Raw genomic sequence first — 18,672 nt, forward strand, 5'->3', positions numbered from 1 at the left:
TGCATCAAACCCCGGGTCTCAGCAATGTAAAAACGCATCACTTACTTGGAAACCCCCGACAAATCATGGGCGTACAATCTGGCACGCTTCGTGCAAGAAGCACAGGGAAGCCAATGTCTGCGACCTGTTGAGGAGTTTCCATGAGCGAGTTCAACCAGCCCCTGGGCGGTAACGAGATGCCCCGCTTCGGCGGCCCGGCCACCATGATGCGCCTGCCCACCCAGGCCGACGCCCGCGGCCTGGACGCGGCCTTTATCGGCGTGCCCCTGGACATCGGCACCTCCAACCGTCCCGGCGCCCGCCTGGGGCCGCGGCAGATCCGCGACGAGTCGCGCATGTTGCGCCCCTACAATATGGCCACTCGCGCCGCCCCCTTCGATAGCCTGCAGGTGGCGGACATCGGCGACGTGCCGGTCAACACCTTCAACCTGCCGAAGAACCTCGAAATCATCGATGCCTTCTACCGGGAAGTGCTGAGCCACGGCACCACGCCGCTGACGATGGGTGGCGATCACACCTTCACCCTGCCGATCCTGCGCGCCATCGCCCGCCAGCACGGCCCGGTGGGGCTGATCCATATCGATGCCCACGCCGACGTCAATGACCATATGTTCGGCGAGTCCATCGCCCATGGCACGCCGATCCGCCGCGCCCAGGAGGAGGGGCTGCTCGACAGCCAACGGGTGGTGCAGATCGGCCTGCGCGGCACCGGCTACGCCGCCGATGACTTCGACTGGTGCCGCCGCCAGGGCTTCCGGGTGGTCACCGCCGAGCAGTGCTGGCACAAGTCCCTGGAGCCGCTGATGGCCGAGGTACGCGAGCAGATGGGTGACGGCCCCGTCTATATCAGCTTCGATATCGATGGCCTCGACCCCTCGGTGGCCCCGGGCACCGGCACCGTGGAGATGGCCGGCTTGACCGCGGCCCAGGGCCTGGAGATCGTACGCGGCGCCTGGGGCCTCAACGTGGTGGGTGGCGACCTGATGGAAGTGGCGCCCCCCTATGACCCGAGCGGCAACACCGCCCTGATGGGCGCCACCCTGCTCTACGAGATGCTCTGCGTGCTGCCCGGCGTGATGCGCCGCGATTAACTCCGGTCACCGGGCCGCATGCCTCGACCCCATGCGGCCCTCGGCGCGCCAGAGGACGGCCGCCTCTCCGGTGACCCACACCGTTCACTAAAACAATCCATGGGGTAACCAACGATGTCCTCCACCCTCGACACCGGCGCCACCGCCCGGCCCAGCCTTAGCCGGCGTGGCCTGATGAAATTCCTGATCCCCTCGCTGTTCGGGGTCGCCCTCTTCCTGATCCCCTTCTCGGTGGGCGACACCGTCAATATCGGCATGGGCCTGATGGCCAAGGGGCTCCAGGACCTGCTCAGCGACTGGCTGCCGGCCATCGCCACCGCCGTGCTCTGTCTCTCGGTGGTGATCACCCTGCTGGTCAAGCTGACCCGGCCCGCCTGGGCCAGCCAGGGCCTCTGGAACGAAATGTTCGATGTGGGCCCCGTGTGGTTCCTGATGCGCATTCTCGGCGCCGCCTTCGCCACCATGACCTTCTTCCAGGTGGGGCCGGGCTTCGTGATCGCCGGCCACACCGGCGGCGTGATGCTCAACGACCTGGCGCCGGTGCTGCTGACCTTCTTCTTCTTCGCCGCCCTGCTGCTGCCCTTCCTGGTCGATTTCGGCTTCATGGAGTTTATCGGCAGCCTGGTGCGCAAGCCCTTCCGGGCGATCTTCCGCCTGCCCGGGCGCAGCGCCATCGATGCCACCGCCTCCTGGATGGGCTCCGGCACCGTGGGGGTGCTGATCACCGCCCAGCAGTACGAGAAGGGCTTCTATAACCGTCGCGAGGCGGCGGTGATCGCCACCAACTTCTCCATCGTCTCCATCGCCTTCAGCCTGCTGATCACCAGCTTCGTCGACCTCGACCATATGTTCGTGCCCTTCTACCTGACGGTGGTGGTGTCGGGGTTGATCGCCGCCATCGTGGTGCCGCGCCTGCCGCCGCTGTCACGCAAGCCGGACACCTACTACGAGCCGGTGGGCTGCCAACTGGCCGAGAAGCGCAGCGCCGACATGGGCGTCTTCCGCTACAGCCTGACCCGCGCCGTGGAGCGCGCCGAGAAGGCCCCCGGCGCTCGCGAACTGATCCGCAACGCCCTGTTCAACGTGGCGGACATCTTCCTGGCCCTGCTGCCCCTGGTGGTGGCCATCGGTACCCTGGCACTGATCCTCGCCGAGTTCACGCCGATCTTCACCTGGCTCTCCTACCCCATGGTGCCGGTGCTAGAGTGGCTGCGCATTCCCGAGGCCGAGGCCGCCGCCCCGGCGACCCTGGTGGGCTTCGCCGACATGTTCCTGCCGGCGGTGCTGGCCACCAGCATCGAGAGCGAGCTGACCCGCTTCGTGGTGGCCTGCCTGTCGCTGACCCAGCTGATCTATATGTCGGAGATCGGTGCCCTGCTGCTCAAGTCGAAGATCCCCCTGTCGCTGTGGGAGCTGTTCGCGATCTTCCTGCTGCGCACCGCCATCACCCTGCCGATCATCGCCTTTATGGCCCACACCTTCTTCTTCTGAGATCGCGTCCCGGCCCGGCCCCATCAGGCCGGGCCTCGTGATACGAGGACTTGCCCATGACCTGTGCTGAACTCCTGATCCGCCTGCTCGGCGAGAGCTACGGCGTCGACACCCTCTTCGGCATTCCCGGGGTGCATACCGTCGAGCTCTACCGCGGCCTGGAAGGCCGCGAGATCCGCCATGTCACCCCGCGCCACGAACAGGGCGCCGGCTTCATGGCCGACGGCTATGCCCGCGCCACCGGCAAGCCCGGGGTCTGCCTGATCATCACTGGCCCCGGCATGACCAATATCGCCACCGCCATGGGCCAGGCGCTGGCCGACTCCATCCCCATGCTGGTGATCTCCAGCGTCAACCGCCGCGATACCCTGGGCCGCGGCCAGGGCCGGCTGCACGAGCTGGAGAGCCAACGCGGCCTGGTGGCCGGCGTGGCGCGCTTTAGCCATACCCTGCTCGATGCCGCGGCGCTGCCCGAAGTACTGGCCCGGGCCTTCGCGGTCTTCGATGGCGAGCGCCCCGGCCCGGTGCATCTCGAGATCCCGATCGACCTGTTCGCCGCCGAGGTGGCCGAGCCGGCCTCCTTTAATCGGCCGCGGCTCTACCCGGCGGCCCCGGACGCCGAGGGCCTGGCCACCGCGGCCAGCTGGCTCAAGGGGGCCGAACGCCCCCTGGTGCTGCTCGGCGGCGGCTGCGTGGCGGCGTCCGAGGCGGCCCGCGAGCTGGTGAGCCGCCTCGATGCCCCCACCGCCACCACCATCAATGCCAAGGGGCTCTTGGGCGATGCCCATCCCCTGGACCTGGGCGCCAATACCGCCCTGCCCCCGGTGCGCCAACTGGCCCGGGAGGCCGACGTGATCCTGGCCATCGGCACCGAGCTCGGCGAGACCGACTATGACGTGGTCTTCGATGATGGCTTCGTCCTCACCGGCCGGCTGATTCGCATCGACCTGGATGCCCAGCAACTGGTACGCAACCAGTCGCTGGCCCTGGGGCTGGTGGGCGATGCCGGGCGCGCCCTGGAGGGCCTGCTTATGCAGTGTCCCGAGCAGTTGCATAAGGATGGCGAGGCTCGCGCCGCCGCCGTGCGCGAGGCCCTGGCGCTGGAACAGGACCCGGCCCTGGCCCCCTTCGTGCCGCTCTGCGCCACCCTCAAGGCGGCCCTGCCCGAGGCGCTGTGGGTCGGCGACTCCACCGCCCCGGTGTATGCCGCCAACCACCTGCTGTCGCTGCCGCAGCCGCGGCGCTACTTCAACGCCTCCACCGGCTACGGCACCCTCGGCTATGGCCTGCCGGCGGCACTCGGCGCCCAGTTGGGCCGCCCCGAGCAGCCGGTGATCGCCCTGGTCGGCGACGGCGGGGTGATGTTCACCCTCTCGGAGCTGGCCACCGCCGTGGAGGAGCGCCTGCCGGTGGTGATCCTGCTGTGGCACAACGCCGGCTACGAGGAGATCCGTCGCTATATGGACGCCCACGGCGTGGCGCGCCTCGGCGTGGATATCCAGGCCCCGGACTTCCAGACCCTGGCCCGCGGCTTCGGCTGCCTGGCCACCCGGGTCGGCTCCCCCGGCGAACTCGCCCAGGCGCTGGCGGCGCGCCCCACCGACGGCCCCCTGCTGATCGAGGTGGATGCCCACGCCTGGCAGCGGGCCCTGGGCGCCTGACGGCGCCAATCGCCGAGACGTCGGACCGTCGGGAAGCCGAACTCCCACAAAAACCCGTGCCACCACCAAGGCTACCGTGGGAGCGCGGATTCCGCGCGATATCGACCGAAGGGCGATCCTGGCCGGCATCAAGGGCGCCTGACGGCGCCAATCGCTCGGCGGAAACAGGCAAGCAGAGGAATCACCATGCAAACACTGACGCAGCAATTTATCGATAACCGCTGGGTGGCCTCCCGGGGCGAGCGGCGCCTGCCGGTGGTCAACCCCACCACGGAGGCGGTGATCGCCGAGGTCACCGCCGGCCACCCCGAGGACGTGGATGCCGCCGTGGCCGCGGCGCGTCGCGCCCTGCCCGCCTGGCAAGCGCTCTCGGGCAGCGAGCGGGCCGTCTATCTGGAGGGCTTCGCCGAGGCCCTGAGCCGGCGCCGGGAGGCGCTGATGCACCTCTCCAGCACCAATAACGGCAAGGTACTGGCGGAGGCCAGCATCGACCTGGACGATGCCATCGCCTGCTACCGCTACTACGCCGGCGAGGCACGCCGCCTGGACGAGCGCCAGGGCCAGTTGGTACCACTGGAAATGGACGGCGTCGAGGCACGCTGCTACCAGGACCCGGTGGGCGTGGTGGGGCTGATCACCCCCTGGAACTTCCCGCTGGTGACCAGCGCTTGGAAGCTGGCCCCGGCGCTGGCCGCCGGCTGCACCGCGGTGCTCAAGCCCTCGGAGGTCACCCCGCTGCCGGAGCAGGTCCTGGCCGAGATCGCCCTCGAGGTGAAGCTGCCCGCCGGGGTGCTGAATCTGCTGCACGGCGACGGCGAGGGCATCGGCGCTCCGCTCTCCTGCCACCCCGGCGTCGACAAGCTCTCCTTTACCGGCAGCAACCGGGTCGGCGAGGCGGTGATGCGCGCCGCCGCCGGCGGCACCAAGGGGGTTTCCCTGGAACTCGGCGGCAAGTCGCCGATCCTGGTGATGGAGGACGCCGACCCCGAGCAGGCCGCCGACTGGGTAATGGCGGGCATCTACTTCAATGCCGGTCAGATCTGCTCGGCCACCTCGCGGCTGCTGGTCCACCAGTCCATCGCCGAGCCGCTCTATGCGGCCCTGGCAGCGCGCATCGATGCCCTGGTCTTGGGTGATCCCCTGGCCGAGGGCAGCGAGATGGGCCCGCTGACCAGTGCCCGCCAGCGCGACGCCGTGCTCGGGTACCTGGCCATCGCCGACCAGGAGGGCCTCACGGCCGTGCGCGACGGCCGTCGCCGTGAGGTGCCCTCCCCAGGCTTCTTCCTGGCGCCGAGCCTCTACCGGGACGTGCCGGTGGAGAGCCGGTTATGGCGGGAGGAGATCTTCGGTCCGGTGCTGTGCGGACGCAGCGTGGCCGACGAGGAGGAGGCCATCACACTCGCCAATGCCAGCGACTTCGGCCTGGCCGCCACGGTGATCAGCCGGGACAAATCGCGTGCCGCGGCCATCGCCCGTCGCCTGCACTCCGGTACCACCTGGATCAATAGCGAGCAGTTGGTATTGCCGCAGACCAGTTGGGGCGGTTTCAAGCACAGTGGTATCGGCCGAGAACTGGGTCCCTGGGGACTCGCGGCCTATCTGGAAGTCAAACACTGCCTGATGCCGGCCTGAGGATCAGAGTGCACTTCAGGCGCAAGACGTGTCTGCCCTTGAGACCGCCTCGGCGGTCTCTTTTTTATTGGGAAAAGCATCGCCACCAAACGAGATCGCCCCGCACTCGGCGGGGCGATAGACAGACTCAGGCGTTTTGCCGAGGACCCATCAGTTAACCTTCGACACGCACCAGCCAAGACTCGACGGTATCGGCGCCGTGGGCCTCTTTCCAGGCCTTGAGGGTCTTGTGGTTACCGCCGCGGGTCTCGACGACTTCACCGGTGGTGGGGTTCTTGTAGATCTTCAGCTTGCGCTTGCGACGCCCGCCGCCAGTGGAAGCCGCGGCCGGTGCGGCGGCGGCCTTGGCGGCCGGCTTGGGATCGAGCAGCTCGATCACTTCCTTGGCGCTCTTGTTGAACTCCTGCATCAGGGCCTCGAGCTTCTCCTTGAACTCGAGCTCGGCCTTGAGACGCGGGTCGTTCTGCAGTTTATCGAGCTGCTCCTGGAGTGCCTTGAGCTGCTGCTCCTGCTGGAGGTATTCGTTAATCAGGGACATGGGCTTTCCTTATCAGATGACATTGTCGGGATGTGGCGGCCATTAATACCGCAAAGCGTGTAATTTGCCAAGCCTCTCTTTAGTTTTTATAGCATAGTCGAAGGCTAGTTGGAAAATAACTGGTAGCCGGACTAGTTGAAATAATCCACAACGGGCTCCGGTGGTGTATGTCGGCAAGAGCGTGTTTACCCGTATAGCGGGGTGAGCGGCTGGCACTTCAACGCCGAATATTGAAAGGAATGTTATCGCCTTGCCATGCCTGGATGGCTGTCGCGGAGTGACGCTGGCGCCCCAGGGTGTTAACCTTGTGAAAATTAAAGGTTAACAACGAGGTTGATATGCCCGCATCGCCCCTCTGGCATCCCTATGCCCAGATGCAGACCCAGCCCGTGCCTCCGACGGTGGTCGGGGGACAGGGGGCCCACTTCACCCTGGCCGGTGGCGAGCGACTGCTGGATGCCACCTGTTCCTGGTGGTGCATGATCCATGGCTATGGTCACCCGCGACTGGTGGCCGCCATCCAGGCACAGGCCGAGACGCTCTGCCATGTGATGCTCGGCGGCCTGAGCCATGAACCGGCCCAGCGCCTGGCCGAGGCCCTGGTGCGCATCACCCCGCCGGGGCTCGACCATGTGTTCTTCTCCGACAGCGGTTCGGTGGGCATGGAAGTGGCCATGAAGATGGCGGTGCAGTATCAGGTGCTCGAGGGGCGCCCGGAGAAGCACCGCATGCTGTCGCTGATGCGCGCCTATCACGGCGATACCAGCGGCTGCATGGCGGTGTGTGACCCCGAAGAGGGCATGCATTCGCTGTTCGCCGGCTTCCTGCCCAGCCACCCCTTCGCCCCGGCCCCCACCGCCCCCTATGATGCTCCGCCGGAGGCGGTAGCGGCGGATATCCAGGCGTTGCGGGCGACCCTGGAGGCACACCATCACGAGGTGGCGGCGCTGCTGATGGAGCCGCTGCTGCAAGCCGCCGGCGGCCTGAACATGACCTCGCCGCACTATCTGAGGGCCGCCCGGGAGCTCTGCGACGAGTTCGATGTGCTGCTGGTCTTCGACGAGGTGGCCACCGGCTTCGGGCGCACCGGACGGATGTTCGCCGCCGACCACGCCGGGGTGACTCCGGACATCATGGTGCTCTCCAAGGGGCTGACCGGCGGCTACCTGGGTCATGCGGCGACCCTGGCCACCGGCCGCGTCTATGACGCCTTCCTCAGTGACGATCCGAATCATGCCTTTATGCATGGCCCCACCTTTATGGGTAACCCCCTGGCCTGCCGGGTGGCGCTGGAGAGCCTGGCGGTCTTCGAGGAGGAAGGCTACCTGGACAAGATCGCCGGGCTCAATGCCATCCTGCGCGCGGAGCTGCTCGAGGATGCCGCCCTGAACGCCCATCCGGCGGTAAACGAGGTGCGGGTGCTGGGGGCCACGGCGGTGATCGAAGTGAAGGAGGCGGCGAGCCTCGACGGCGCCCAGGCCTTCGCCCGGGAGCGCGGCGTCTGGCTGCGCCCCTTCGGCCGCTGGCTCTATACCATGCCGGCCTATATCACCACGCCCGAGGAGATGCGCCGCATCACCGGCGCCATGAAGGGCTGGTTTTTGGAGCGGTGATATAAATATTGTGGGAGTTCGGCGGTCCGGCGTACCGGTTCCCCGAACGATTGGGCGACAAAATCACCCCTGGGAGAAGCCAGGATCGCCCTTCGGGCGATATCGCGCGGAACCGGGACGCCGGACCGCCGCACTCCCACAAAAAGTTGGCCTCGATGCGCTTAAAAGAGCCGATTCAGGCCATTCATGGCCGCCACCCGATAGGCCTCGGCCATGGTCGGGTAGTTGAAGGTGGTGCTGACGAAGTACTTGAGGCTGTTGGCCTCGCCCTTCTGCTGCATGATCGCCTGGCCGATATGCACGATCTCCGAGGCCTGGTCACCGAAGCAGTGGATGCCGAGGATCTCCAGCGTCTCGCGATGGAAGAGGATCTTCAGCATGCCCACGGTATCGCCGGTGATCTGGGCCCGGGCGGTGTCCTTGAAGAAGGCCTGGGCCACCTCGTAGGGCACCTTGGCCTGGGTCAGCTCCCGCTCGGTCCTGCCCACCGAGCTGATCTCGGGAATGGTGTAGATCCCGGTGGGTACGTCCTCCACCATCCGGAAAGGCTGCTCCAGCAAGTCGTCGCTGGCGTTCTTGCCCTGGTCGTAGGCGGCGCTGGCCAGGCTCGGCCAGCCGATCACGTCGCCCACCGCATAGATGTTCGGAATGGCGGTGCGGTAGTGCTCGTCCACCGCCAGCTGACCACGACCGTTGGCTTCCAGGCCGATGCTCTCCAGGCCCAGCTCGTCGGTATTCCCGGTGCGGCCGTTGGCCCACAGGAAGGCGTCGGCACGCAGCTTCTTGCCGGACTGCAGCTCCACGGTGACCCCGGATTCATCGCCCTCCACCTTGGCGTAGTCCTCGTTATGACGCACCAGGACGCCATGATGACGCAGGTGATAGGAGAGCGCGTCGGAGATCTCGTCATCCAGGAAGGACAGCAGGCGATCGCGGGAGTCGATCAGGTCCACCTTGACGCCCAAGCCGGAGAAGATGGAGGCGTATTCGCTACCGATCACCCCGGCGCCGAAGATGATCAGGGTCCGCGGCGTATGATTGAGCCCGAGGACGGTATCGGAGCAGTAGATCCGCGGGTGGCGGAAATCGATATCCGCCGGCCGGTAGGGGCGCGAGCCGGTGGCGATCACGACCTTCTGGGCATGCAGCTCTTCGACGCCTTCGTGATCGTCACGCACCATCAGGGTGTGCTCGTCCTTGAAGCGCGCCACCCCGAAGTAGAGATCGACCCGGTTACGGGCATAGAAGTTGGTGCGCATCGCCACCTGCTGGTCGATGGTGCGCTGGGAGCGGGCCAGGACCTTGGGGAAGGAGAACCAGCGCGGCTCGCCGATATCGCGGAACATGCGATTGGTGTTGAACGCCATGATCTGCCGGACCTGATGGCGCAGCGCCTTGGAGGGGATGGTGCCCTGGTGGGTGCAGTTGCCCCCCACCGAAGACTGCTTCTCCACCACCGCCACCCGCTTGCCATGCTTGGCGGCATTGATGGCGGCGCTCTCCCCCGCCGGCCCGGTGCCGATTACCACCACGTCGTAGTTATGGACTGCCATGGATCGTTGCTTCTCCTAGTTCCCTGATCTCTTTGTTAGCTGCAAGCTGCAAGCTGCAAGGCAAGATGATTCCCCTACGCTACGGGCGACAAGGGGCTCCTTGTACCTTCCTCCTTGCCGCCCGGGCGAAGGGCGTTATCGCTTGGTGGCGTCATAGCCCAGGTCGGCGCCGCGGCTTTCGTCGCTACGACGGCGGGCACCGGCCTGGCGCTTGCGGTTCTCTTCCTCGCACACCTCGTCCTTGCCGCCGCAGATATCGCAGCCCTGCTTCAGGCCCAACTGATTCAGCCCACCGCAGGAGCCGGCGATGGGCTTGCGGCCGAGGATCACGCCGATGGCCATGGCGGCCACCAGCAGCAGCATAAAACCGAATACCAATACCCAGATCATCATAAGGGTGTGCCTCCTATCAATAGGCTCCGGAAGCGGGGTCTGCCCCCTCTTCCTGTGCACCAAGGCGCGTGGCCATGGCGCCACTCATCCGCTCATCGGTCCCCGCTGGAGTTGTGACAACCCAAAGCGCGGGATGGCTCCAGGAGACGGCGTGCTCGGGAAACGTCTCGCCTTGCCAGCGCCAGGCCAAGGACAGGGCCTCCAGGGCGCTATCGGCCACCACGCTGAGTCGCTGCCGTCGCTCGGCGTCGCGCCAGACCAGGCTGGCCAGGGCCTCATCATCGAGTTCGAGTCGACGATCCTCTCCCGGCAGGGCCACCCACCAGGCCCCCTGGCCACGGCGAATGCCCCCCACTTCCACCAGGAACTCATCGAGCCCTTCCCCCTGGAGGCGTTGATGGAGGCGATCCACCAGCCAGGCATGCCCCAGGACGTCCGGCCAGGGTGACGGAGGCGACATGCCGGGCAACACCCCCGGGCGCCGCCAAGATGCCATGGCCTGGCCGAAGGCCGTCCAGCGAGCCGCCTGCTGAACCAATTCACTCTCGATGGCGACCTCCAGCCGCGGCATATCGAGATCGCCATGGAGAGTGAGATGGTAACCGGTGTCGAGTACCACGCCTTGCAGGCGATGGTCCTGGGGGCCTCGACCACAGGCCGAAAACAGCAAGGCCGTCGCCAGGAGCCCCCCGAACAGCAACAGGGCCGGCCCACGCCGGACCAGCCCTGTCTTACGCCGGGCAGAGCCCTCGATCATCCGCCGAAGTCGTCGAGCAGGATGTTCTCGGGTTCGACGCCCAGGTCCAGCAGCATCTTGATCACCGAGGCATTCATCATGGGCGGACCACACATGTAGTACTCGCAATCCTCGGGGGCCGGATGGTCCTTGAGGTAGTTCTCGTAGAGGACGTTATGGATAAAGCCGGTGGGGCCTTCCCAGTTATCCTCGGGGAGCGGGTCCGACAGCGCCAGGTGCCAGTCGAAGTTGTCGAACTCCTCGGCCAGCTGGTCGTACTCGTCGTTGTAGAAGGTCTCGCGCCAGGAGCGGGCACCGTACCAGAACGAGATCTTGCGCTTGGACTTGAGGCGCTTGAGCTGGTCGAAGATATGGCTGCGCATCGGCGCCATACCGGCACCCCCGCCGACGAAGACCATCTCGGCGTCGGTGTCCTTGGCGAAGAATTCACCGAAGGGCCCCATCACGGTCACCTTGTCACCCGGCTTCATATTGAAGACATAGGTGGACATGATCCCCGGCGGATGGCTGGTGCCGGGAGGCGGCGTGGCGATACGGATATTGAACTTGAGGATGCCCTTCTCTTCGGGGTAGTTCGCCATGGAGTAGGCGCGGATGGTTTCCTCGGTGTTCTTGTGGGAGATCTTGAACAGATCGAACTTCTCCCAATCACCGCGGTATTCCTCCTCGATATCGAAGTCGGAGAACTTGATATCGTAGGACGGAGCCACCAGCTGCACATAACCACCGGCACGGAAGTCGACGTTCTCGCCTTCGGGGAGCTTGAGGTTGAGCTCCTTGATAAAGGTGGCCACGTTGGGGTTGGCGATGACCTCGCATTCCCACTTCTTGACCCCGAAGACCTCTTCCGGCACCTCGATCTTCATGTCCTGCTTCACCGGCACCTGGCAGGAGAGGCGCCACCCCTCCTTCTTCTCGCGCATGGTGAAGTGGGACTCTTCGGTGGGCAGGATGGCACCACCGCCGTCTTCCACACGGCACTTGCACTGGGCGCAGGAGCCACCGCCGCCACAGGCGGAGGAGAGGAAGATGCCGTTGGCGGCCAGGGTGTTGAGCAGCTTGCCACCGGCCTGGGTGGTCAGGGTGTGCTCGGGGTCACCGTTGACTTCGATGGTCACGTCACCGGTGCTGACGAGCTTGCTGCGGGCGGCCAGGATGATCACGGTGAGGGCGATAACGATCACCGTGAACATGATGACGCCGAGCAAGATGACGGATGTATCAACCATGTCGGGTTCCTATTGGGTTTCGTTGCCTGATCGGTACACGACCATCCCGGTTACAGGGAGATGCCGGAGAAGGACATAAAGCCCAGCGACATCAACCCCACGGTGATGAAGGTGATGCCCAGACCCTGCAGGCCACCGGGCACGTCGCTGTACTTGAGCTTCTCGCGGATCCCCGCCAGGGCGGTGATAGCCAGTGCCCAGCCCATCCCGGACCCCAGGCCATAGACCACAGACTCGCCGAAGTTGTAGTTACGCTCGACCATGAACAGCACGCCACCGAGGATGGCGCAGTTCACGGTGATCAGCGGCAGGAAGACACCGAGGGCGTTGTAGAGCGCCGGCACATACTTGTCGAGGAACATCTCGAGGATCTGCACCAGGGCGGCGATCACGCCGATATAGCTGAGCAGGCCGAGGAACGACAGGTCGATATTCTCGGCACCGCTGATCCCGGTCCAGGTGAGCGCCCCCTCGGCCAGCAGGCCGTTGTAGATGACGTTGTTCACCGGCACGGAGATGGTCAGTACCACGATCACCGCGATACCCAGGCCGAAGGCCGCCGAGACCTTCTTGGAGACCGCCAGGAAGGTACACATGCCCAGGAAGAACGCCAGGGCCAGGTTCTCGACGAAGACCGAGGCGACGAACAAGCTAATATAGTGTTCCATTTACACGGCCTCCTTCGGTTCGGTGTTGTGCTTCATCTTGTACTCGTTCTCCTCCACCTGCTCCGGGTTGAGCGAACGCAGCGCCCAGATGATCAGGCCGATGATAAAGAACGCCGAGGGCGGCAGCAGCAGCAGGCCATTGGGCACATACCAGCCGCCGTTCTGCACGGTCTCCAGCACGGTGAAGCCGAACACGCTACCCGAGCCGAACAGCTCGCGGAAGAAGCCCACGGTCATCAGGATGAACCCGTAGCCCAGGCCGTTGCCGATGCCGTCGAGGAACGACAGGCCCGGGCTGTTCTGCATGGCGAAACCTTCCGCCCGGCCCATCACGATGCAGTTGGTGATGATCAGGCCAACGAACACCGAGAGCTGCTTGGACATCTCGTAGGCGTACGCCTTGAGGATCTGATCCACCACGATCACCAGGGAGGCGATGATGGTCATCTGCACGATGATGCGGATGGAGGACGGAATATGATGCCGGATCAGCGACACGAAGAGGTTGGAGAAGGCGGTCACGAAGATCACCGCACAGGTCATGACCAGCGAGACGCTCATGCTGGTGGTTACCGCCAACGCCGAGCAGATACCCAGTACCTGCAGGGCGATGGGGTTGTTCTTGAACACCGGCGTCGTGATGACGCCCTTCGGAGTGGTATCCGCCATGATCAGGCTCCTTCCGCTTCGAGTTCGACGTCGGCGTGTTCGGCGTCGGCCTGGTCCACGCCGCTACGGAACTTGGCCAGGTAGTTGCCGAAGCCTTCCGGGCTCAGCCAGAACTGCAGCATATTGGTGACGCCGTTGCTGGTCAGGGTGGCACCGGAGAGCGCATCGATCTCGTTCTCGCCGCTGGCCCCGCCCTTGGTCAGGTGGATGGCCGGTTCCAGGCTATCGCCGTCGGCGAAGACCCGCTTGCCTTCCCACTGGGCCTGCCAGCGCGGGTTGTTCACCTCGGCACCCAGCCCGGGGGTCTCGGCATGCTCGTAGTAGGTGATACCGACGATGGTGTTGCCGTCGCCCTCCACGGAGAGGAAGCCACGCATCAGGCCCCACAGCCCCTGGCCGCGAATCGGCAGGATGATCTGCTCAGGCTGGTCGGGGTCGCCCACCAGGTAGACGGTGGCGAAGTTCTCGACCCGAGTCAGGCCGGCCGGATCGCGCTCGCCGGAGAGCGTGCGTGACGCCGCCGGGTCGCGACGCGCCTCGAAGCCGTCATAGGTCGCCGGATCATGCTCGGGCGAGTACTCGCCGGTACGCAGGTCGACGACCCGAGCGGTGACCTCGCCGAAGGCCGCCTCCACATCCATGCCGGGCTCGTAGAGGTTGGCCACGTTGAGGATATTGGTCTTGCGATCCAGCTCCTGATTGAGCTGTTGCTGGGGACGCAGGGCCACCGCCGCGGTGGAGACGATCACCGAGCAGACGATACACAGGGCGAAGGCCACGCCCAGGATCTTCTTGATGCTGTTATTGCTGGTTGCCGCCATCAGGCACTCTCCTCGGCCACGGCGCCGGTACGCTTGAGACGACGCTTGATATTGGCCTGGACAAAGAAATGGTCGATCAGCGGGGCGAACAGGTTAGCGAAGAGGATCGCCAGCATGATGCCCTCGGGGAAGGCCGGGTTCACCACGCGAATCAGCACGGTCATGATGCCGATCAGCACGCCGAACAGCAGGCGCCCCTGGTTGGTCATGGAGGCGGACACCGGGTCGGTGGCCATGAACACCATGCCGAAGGCGAAGCCGCCCACCACCAGATGCCAGTACCAGGGCATGGCGAACATCGGGTTGCTGTCGGAGCCGATCAGATTGAACAGCGCGCTGGTCGCCGCCATGCCGAGGAAGCAGCCCAGCATGATGCGCCAGGAGGCGATCTTGGTCCATAGCAGCACCGCCGCCCCGATAAAGATCGCCAGGGTCGAGACCTCACCCACCGAGCCCGGCAGGAAGCCGAGGAAGGCATCCCACCAGCTGTACTGGCTGGAGAGCGACGCCATGCCGTCCTGGAAGGCGATGGACAGCGGGGTCGCGCCGGTGAAGCCATCGGCCGCCACCCACACCGCGTCCCCGGATATCTGCGCCGGGTAGGCGAAGTAGAGGAAGGCACGGCCGGTCAGCGCCGGGTTGAGGAAGTTCTTGCCGGTACCGCCGAAGATCTCCTTGCCGATCACCACGCCGAAGGTGATGCCGAGCGCCACCTGCCACAGCGGAATGGTGGCCGGCAGGACCAGGGCGAAGAGCACGGAGGTGACGAAGAAGCCCTCGTTGACCTCGTGGCCACGCTTGATGGCGAACAGCACTTCCCAGAAGCCACCCACCACGAAGGTCACCAGGTAGATGGGCAGGAAGTAGGTGGCACCGAGCACCAGGTTGGACCACCAACTGCCGGCATCGTGGCCGCCGGCCAGGGTCATCAGGATGGCTTCACGCCAGCCGCCCATGGAGGCGAAGCCGTCGGCGATGGCCAGGTTGGCCTGCCAGCCCGCCGCCCACATGCCGAAGAACATGGCCGGGAAGGTGCACAACCACACCGTGATCATGATGCGCTTGAGGTCGATGCCGTCACGCACATGGGCGGTGGTCTTGGCCACGCTGGGCGGGGAGTAGAAGATGGTGTCCACCGCCTCGAAGAGGGGGTAGTACTTCTCGTACTTGCCGCCCTTGTGGAAGTGCGGCTCGAGGTTGTCGAGTGTCTGTCGGATACCCATCATCAAGCCTCTTTCTCGATCGTGGTGAGGTTATCGCGCAGGATGGGACCGTATTCGTACTTGCCGGGGCACACATAGGTGCACAGGGCGAGGTCCTCTTCATCGAGCTCCAGACAACCCAGCTGCATGCCGACCTCGATATCGCCGACGATCAGCGTGCGCAGCAGCTGCGTGGGCAGGATATCCAGCGGCATCACCTGCTCGTAGGCACCCACCGGCACCATGGCCCGCTCGGAACCGTTGGTGGAGGTGGTCGGCGCGTAGTCCTTGAGCCCCAGGAACTTGGACAGATAGATGCCCATCACCGAGTGGCGATTGGCCCCCAGCGACATCCAGCCCATGAAGACGCGCTGATTGCCCTCCTCGAGGAGGCTGACCTGATTGTGGAAGCGGCCCAGGTAGCGCAGGCTGCCCTCGGCGGTGAAGCCGGAGAACACCGAGCCGGAGATCACGCGGCTGCCTTGCGGATCGACCACCTCACCGGCCAGCAGTTCCTCGGTGCTGGCCCCGAGCCGGGTACGCAGCAGTCGCGGCTGCTCGGCGCGCGGGCCACCCACGGCGATCACCCGAGCGGTGTCGAGCCGGCCTTCCACGAACAGCTTGCCGAAGGCGATGACGTCCTGGTAGCCGATATGCCAGACCCGCTTGTGCAGGCCGACCGGCGACAGGTAGTGGATATGGGTACCGACCAGACCGGCGGGATGGGGGCCGCGGAAGGTCTCCACCTGGACGCCGTCGACATCGCCGCCGGGCACCTTGGCGTCGGGGGCGGTGCACAGGTAGACCTTGCCTTCGGTCAGCCGCTTCAGCACCTTGAGGCCCTGTTCGAAGGCTTCCGGCTGCTCGTTGATGATCAGCGCCGGATCCCCGCTCAGCGGATGGGTATCGATGGCGGTGACGAAGATATCGGCCGGCGCGGCATCCAGTGCCGGGGTCCGCGAAAAGGGACGGGTGCGCAGCGCCGTCCACAGGCCGGCGGCATTGAGCTGCTCGACCACGGTGTCACGATCCAGGCGTTCCAGGGCGTCGGCCCCATGCGCGGTGAAGGCTTCCGCCTCTTCGCCGCCCTCATCGACCTTGATCACCACCGAGAGCAGCCGGCGCTTCTCGCCGCGGTTGATGGCGACCACCTCGCCGGCCGCCGGCGCGGTGAAGCGAATGCCCTCGATTTTCTTGTCGGTGAAGAGCAGCTGGCCCAGCTTGACTCTGTCCCCCTCCCGGACCTCCATGGTCGGCTTCATGCCGACGTAGTCGGTGCCCAGGACTGCCACGTGACGGACCGGCCGCGCATCGACGATGCGCTGCTCGGGCGCCCCCGTGATGGGGAGATCCAGGCCTAGTTTGACTTCGATCATAGTCTCGCCCAGTTTCGGATCTGATTTTCAGGAAAGGGGTTCGGCAGACGTGCACGACACGGGATAGCCTGGCGTTGCGCCCTACCCGGTCTCAGCCACGGCCTACGAATTCTTTTCTTATCAGAAGGTTAGTAGTTCGGCCCGAACATGGCAGGCCGTCCCAAAAACGCGAGCATTATAAAGAGATATGCGTCGAAAGGCCACATGCCCTAAGTCGCAAATAGGCGCCATCGGGTCGGCCCCGATGGGCAGGAGAGGCGAGGAAAGCGACCGCCCCGGAGAGGGGGGGCGGTCGGCGACTACGACCTTGGTCGCAGCCCTGGGGAGTCACGGTGCCCTTTAATCACGGTGCCCTTCAATCACGGTCCTTGGGAAAGGCCAGGAAGCTGACATTGGACATATGCTGCAGGATACGCACCACCTGGCAGCTGTAACCGAACTCGTTGTCGTACCAGGCGTAGACCACGGCGTTATTGCCATCGACGATGGTGGCCTTGGCGTCGACGATGCCGGCGTGGCGGTTGCCGACGAAGTCGGAGGAGACCACCTCGGCGGAATCCACGTAGTCGATCTGCTTCTGCATCGGCGAATGCAGGGCCATCCGGCGCAGGTAGTCGTTGAGGGCCTCGGCGTCGGTGGCCTGATGCAGGCGCAAGTTGAGGATCGCCATGGAGACATTGGGGGTCGGCACGCGGATGGCGTTGCCGGTCAGCTTGCCGGCCAGCTCCGGCAGGGCCTTGGCCACCGCCTTGGCGGCGCCGGTCTCGGTCAGCACCATGTTGAGCGGCGCGCTGCGGCCACGACGATCGCCCTTGTGGTAGTTGTCGATCAGGTTCTGATCGTTGGTGTAGGCGTGCACGGTCTCCACGTGGCCGTGCTCGACGCCGTAGTGGTCGTTGAGGGCCTTGAGCACCGGCACGATGGCATTGGTGGTGCAGGAGGCGGCGGAAACGATGCGGTCATCGGAGGTGATATCACCGTGGTTGACGCCATAGACCACGTTCTTGATATCGCCCTTGCCCGGGGCGGTCAGCAGCGCCTTGGCGGCGCCCTTGCAGGCCAGGTGCTGGCTCAGGCCGTCCTCGTCGCGCCAGATGCCGGTGTTGTCCACCACGATGGCGTTATCGATGCCGTAGGCGGTGTAGTCGATCTCGCTGGGCGAGTCGGCATAGATCACCTTGATGACATTGCCATTGGCGGTAATGGTGCGCGCCTCCTCATCGACACTGAGGGTGCCGGAGAAGGGCCCATGCACGGAGTCACGACGCAGCAGGCTGGCGCGCTTCTCCAGGTCCTTGGCGATATCGCCGCGGCCCCGCACGACGATGGCGCGCAGGCGCAGCATATTGCCGCCGCCGGCCTTCTCGATCAGGATCCGTGCCAGCAGGCGGCCGATCCGCCCGAAGCCGTAGAGCACCACGTCCTTGGGCTCGCCGGTGCTGCCGTTACCGCCATGCCCATCGACGATCTCGGCGAGCTCACGCTTGAGGAAGGCCACCACGTCGGTCTCGCCGGAATGCTTGAAGGCCACCGCCAGCTTGCCGATATCGACGTGGGCCGGGCCCAGGTTGAGGTCGACCATGGCCTTGACCAGCGGGTAGGTATCCTGGACGCTGAGCTCGGTGCCCTCGACCTTCTTGACGAAGCGATGATCCTTGAGGATGCGGATCACGCTCTGGTTGATCAGCGAGCGCCCGAACAGCGAGGAGACGATGTTGTACTGGCGATAGAGCTTGCCCAGCAGGGGAATCATTTCCTCGGCAAGGGCTTCGTTGCTCTGCCATTCCTCAAAGATGGTGTCGAGCTTTTGCTGAGTCACGGGGGCCTCTCTTGGTTACGGCTTGGGGTCGTCGACGGCGTTTCTGAAATCAGGAGCGCTGCGAACCTGGCACGAACTCGCGTGCATAAACATTTGTTATTATCCCGGGCCAACGGCAATGCAGCAATTGCTGGATGGTCGCACCCGTTGTAGGGCAAT

At 65.2% G+C, this 18,672-nt stretch carries 16 protein-coding genes; 5 read left to right on the forward strand and 11 right to left on the reverse strand.

The genetic code is table 11. From position 1 onward, the window contains the following. Positions 1-140 precede the first annotated feature (140 nt). From speB to ACQ1W9_RS11075, 4 genes are all read left to right on the forward strand, one after another. Complete coding sequence (gene speB, locus ACQ1W9_RS11060; RefSeq protein ID WP_431023423.1) at positions 141-1,091, forward strand: agmatinase; 951 nt, start codon at positions 141-143, stop codon at positions 1,089-1,091. 114 nt (positions 1,092-1,205) lie between these two features. Continuing rightward, the gene (locus tag ACQ1W9_RS11065) at positions 1,206-2,582 is read left to right on the forward strand and encodes a YjiH family protein (RefSeq protein WP_431023424.1); all 1,377 of its coding nucleotides are present in this window, start codon (positions 1,206-1,208) and stop codon (positions 2,580-2,582) included. A gap of 56 nt (positions 2,583-2,638) precedes the next feature. Further along, positions 2,639-4,243, forward strand: a complete 1,605-nt coding sequence (locus tag ACQ1W9_RS11070) for a 5-guanidino-2-oxopentanoate decarboxylase (RefSeq protein ID WP_431023425.1) — start codon at positions 2,639-2,641, stop codon at positions 4,241-4,243. Between the two features lie 186 nt (positions 4,244-4,429). Then, complete coding sequence (locus ACQ1W9_RS11075; protein WP_431023426.1) at positions 4,430-5,875, forward strand: aldehyde dehydrogenase family protein; 1,446 nt, start codon at positions 4,430-4,432, stop codon at positions 5,873-5,875. A 154-nt stretch (positions 5,876-6,029) separates the two neighbouring features. On the opposite strand, the gene ACQ1W9_RS11080 is transcribed toward ACQ1W9_RS11075, so the two are convergent. After that, positions 6,030-6,413, reverse strand: a complete 384-nt coding sequence (locus tag ACQ1W9_RS11080) for a histone-like nucleoid-structuring protein, MvaT/MvaU family (RefSeq protein ID WP_346060594.1) — start codon at positions 6,411-6,413, stop codon at positions 6,030-6,032. 338 nt (positions 6,414-6,751) lie between these two features. Here ACQ1W9_RS11080 and bioA point away from each other — a divergent pair, with 338 nt between their 5' ends. Beyond that, a complete protein-coding gene (bioA, locus tag ACQ1W9_RS11085) occupies positions 6,752-8,026 on the forward strand; it encodes an adenosylmethionine--8-amino-7-oxononanoate transaminase (protein WP_431023427.1) in 1,275 nt (424 codons plus the stop codon). A 161-nt stretch (positions 8,027-8,187) separates the two neighbouring features. Here bioA and sthA read toward each other — a convergent pair whose 3' ends face one another. The 10 genes from sthA to ACQ1W9_RS11135 form a co-directional block, all read right to left on the reverse strand. Further along, the gene (gene sthA / locus ACQ1W9_RS11090; protein ID WP_346060596.1) at positions 8,188-9,579 is read right to left on the reverse strand and encodes a Si-specific NAD(P)(+) transhydrogenase; all 1,392 of its coding nucleotides are present in this window, start codon (positions 9,577-9,579) and stop codon (positions 8,188-8,190) included. 135 nt (positions 9,580-9,714) lie between these two features. After that, positions 9,715-9,972, reverse strand: coding sequence for a (Na+)-NQR maturation NqrM (gene nqrM / locus ACQ1W9_RS11095; RefSeq protein ID WP_346060597.1), 258 nt, complete (start codon positions 9,970-9,972; stop codon positions 9,715-9,717). A gap of 16 nt (positions 9,973-9,988) precedes the next feature. Then, positions 9,989-10,729: a hypothetical protein gene (locus ACQ1W9_RS11100; protein ID WP_431023428.1), complete on the reverse strand. Its 741-nt coding sequence runs from the start codon at positions 10,727-10,729 to the stop codon at positions 9,989-9,991. After that, positions 10,726-11,958 (reverse strand): NADH:ubiquinone reductase (Na(+)-transporting) subunit F, encoded by a 1,233-nt coding sequence (nqrF, locus tag ACQ1W9_RS11105; protein ID WP_431023429.1) that lies wholly within the window; start codon positions 11,956-11,958, stop codon positions 10,726-10,728. The genes ACQ1W9_RS11100 and nqrF overlap by 4 nt, the downstream gene beginning before the upstream one ends. A gap of 50 nt (positions 11,959-12,008) precedes the next feature. Beyond that, positions 12,009-12,626 (reverse strand): NADH:ubiquinone reductase (Na(+)-transporting) subunit E, encoded by a 618-nt coding sequence (nqrE, locus tag ACQ1W9_RS11110; RefSeq protein WP_346060600.1) that lies wholly within the window; start codon positions 12,624-12,626, stop codon positions 12,009-12,011. Continuing rightward, positions 12,627-13,295 carry an NADH:ubiquinone reductase (Na(+)-transporting) subunit D gene (locus ACQ1W9_RS11115; RefSeq protein ID WP_346060601.1) on the reverse strand — a complete coding sequence of 223 codons (669 nt, stop codon included), beginning with the start codon at positions 13,293-13,295 and terminating at the stop codon, positions 12,627-12,629. It lies immediately after the preceding gene. A 2-nt stretch (positions 13,296-13,297) separates the two neighbouring features. Next, positions 13,298-14,116 carry a Na(+)-translocating NADH-quinone reductase subunit C gene (locus ACQ1W9_RS11120; protein WP_431023430.1) on the reverse strand — a complete coding sequence of 273 codons (819 nt, stop codon included), beginning with the start codon at positions 14,114-14,116 and terminating at the stop codon, positions 13,298-13,300. Next, positions 14,116-15,342, reverse strand: coding sequence for an NADH:ubiquinone reductase (Na(+)-transporting) subunit B (locus ACQ1W9_RS11125; protein WP_431023431.1), 1,227 nt, complete (start codon positions 15,340-15,342; stop codon positions 14,116-14,118). Before ACQ1W9_RS11125 ends, ACQ1W9_RS11120 begins: the two co-directional genes overlap by 1 nt. Then, a complete protein-coding gene (locus ACQ1W9_RS11130; RefSeq protein ID WP_431023432.1) occupies positions 15,342-16,694 on the reverse strand; it encodes a Na(+)-translocating NADH-quinone reductase subunit A in 1,353 nt (450 codons plus the stop codon). The genes ACQ1W9_RS11125 and ACQ1W9_RS11130 overlap by 1 nt, the downstream gene beginning before the upstream one ends. Before the next feature lie 355 nt (positions 16,695-17,049). Further along, positions 17,050-18,513, reverse strand: coding sequence for a glyceraldehyde-3-phosphate dehydrogenase (locus ACQ1W9_RS11135; RefSeq protein WP_431023433.1), 1,464 nt, complete (start codon positions 18,511-18,513; stop codon positions 17,050-17,052). Between the last annotated feature and the right edge of the window lie 159 nt (positions 18,514-18,672).

Origin of the sequence: Halomonas sp. H5 (genome assembly GCF_050613175.1) — a bacterium.
GTDB classification, from domain to species: domain Bacteria; phylum Pseudomonadota; class Gammaproteobacteria; order Pseudomonadales; family Halomonadaceae; genus Bisbaumannia; species Bisbaumannia salifodinae.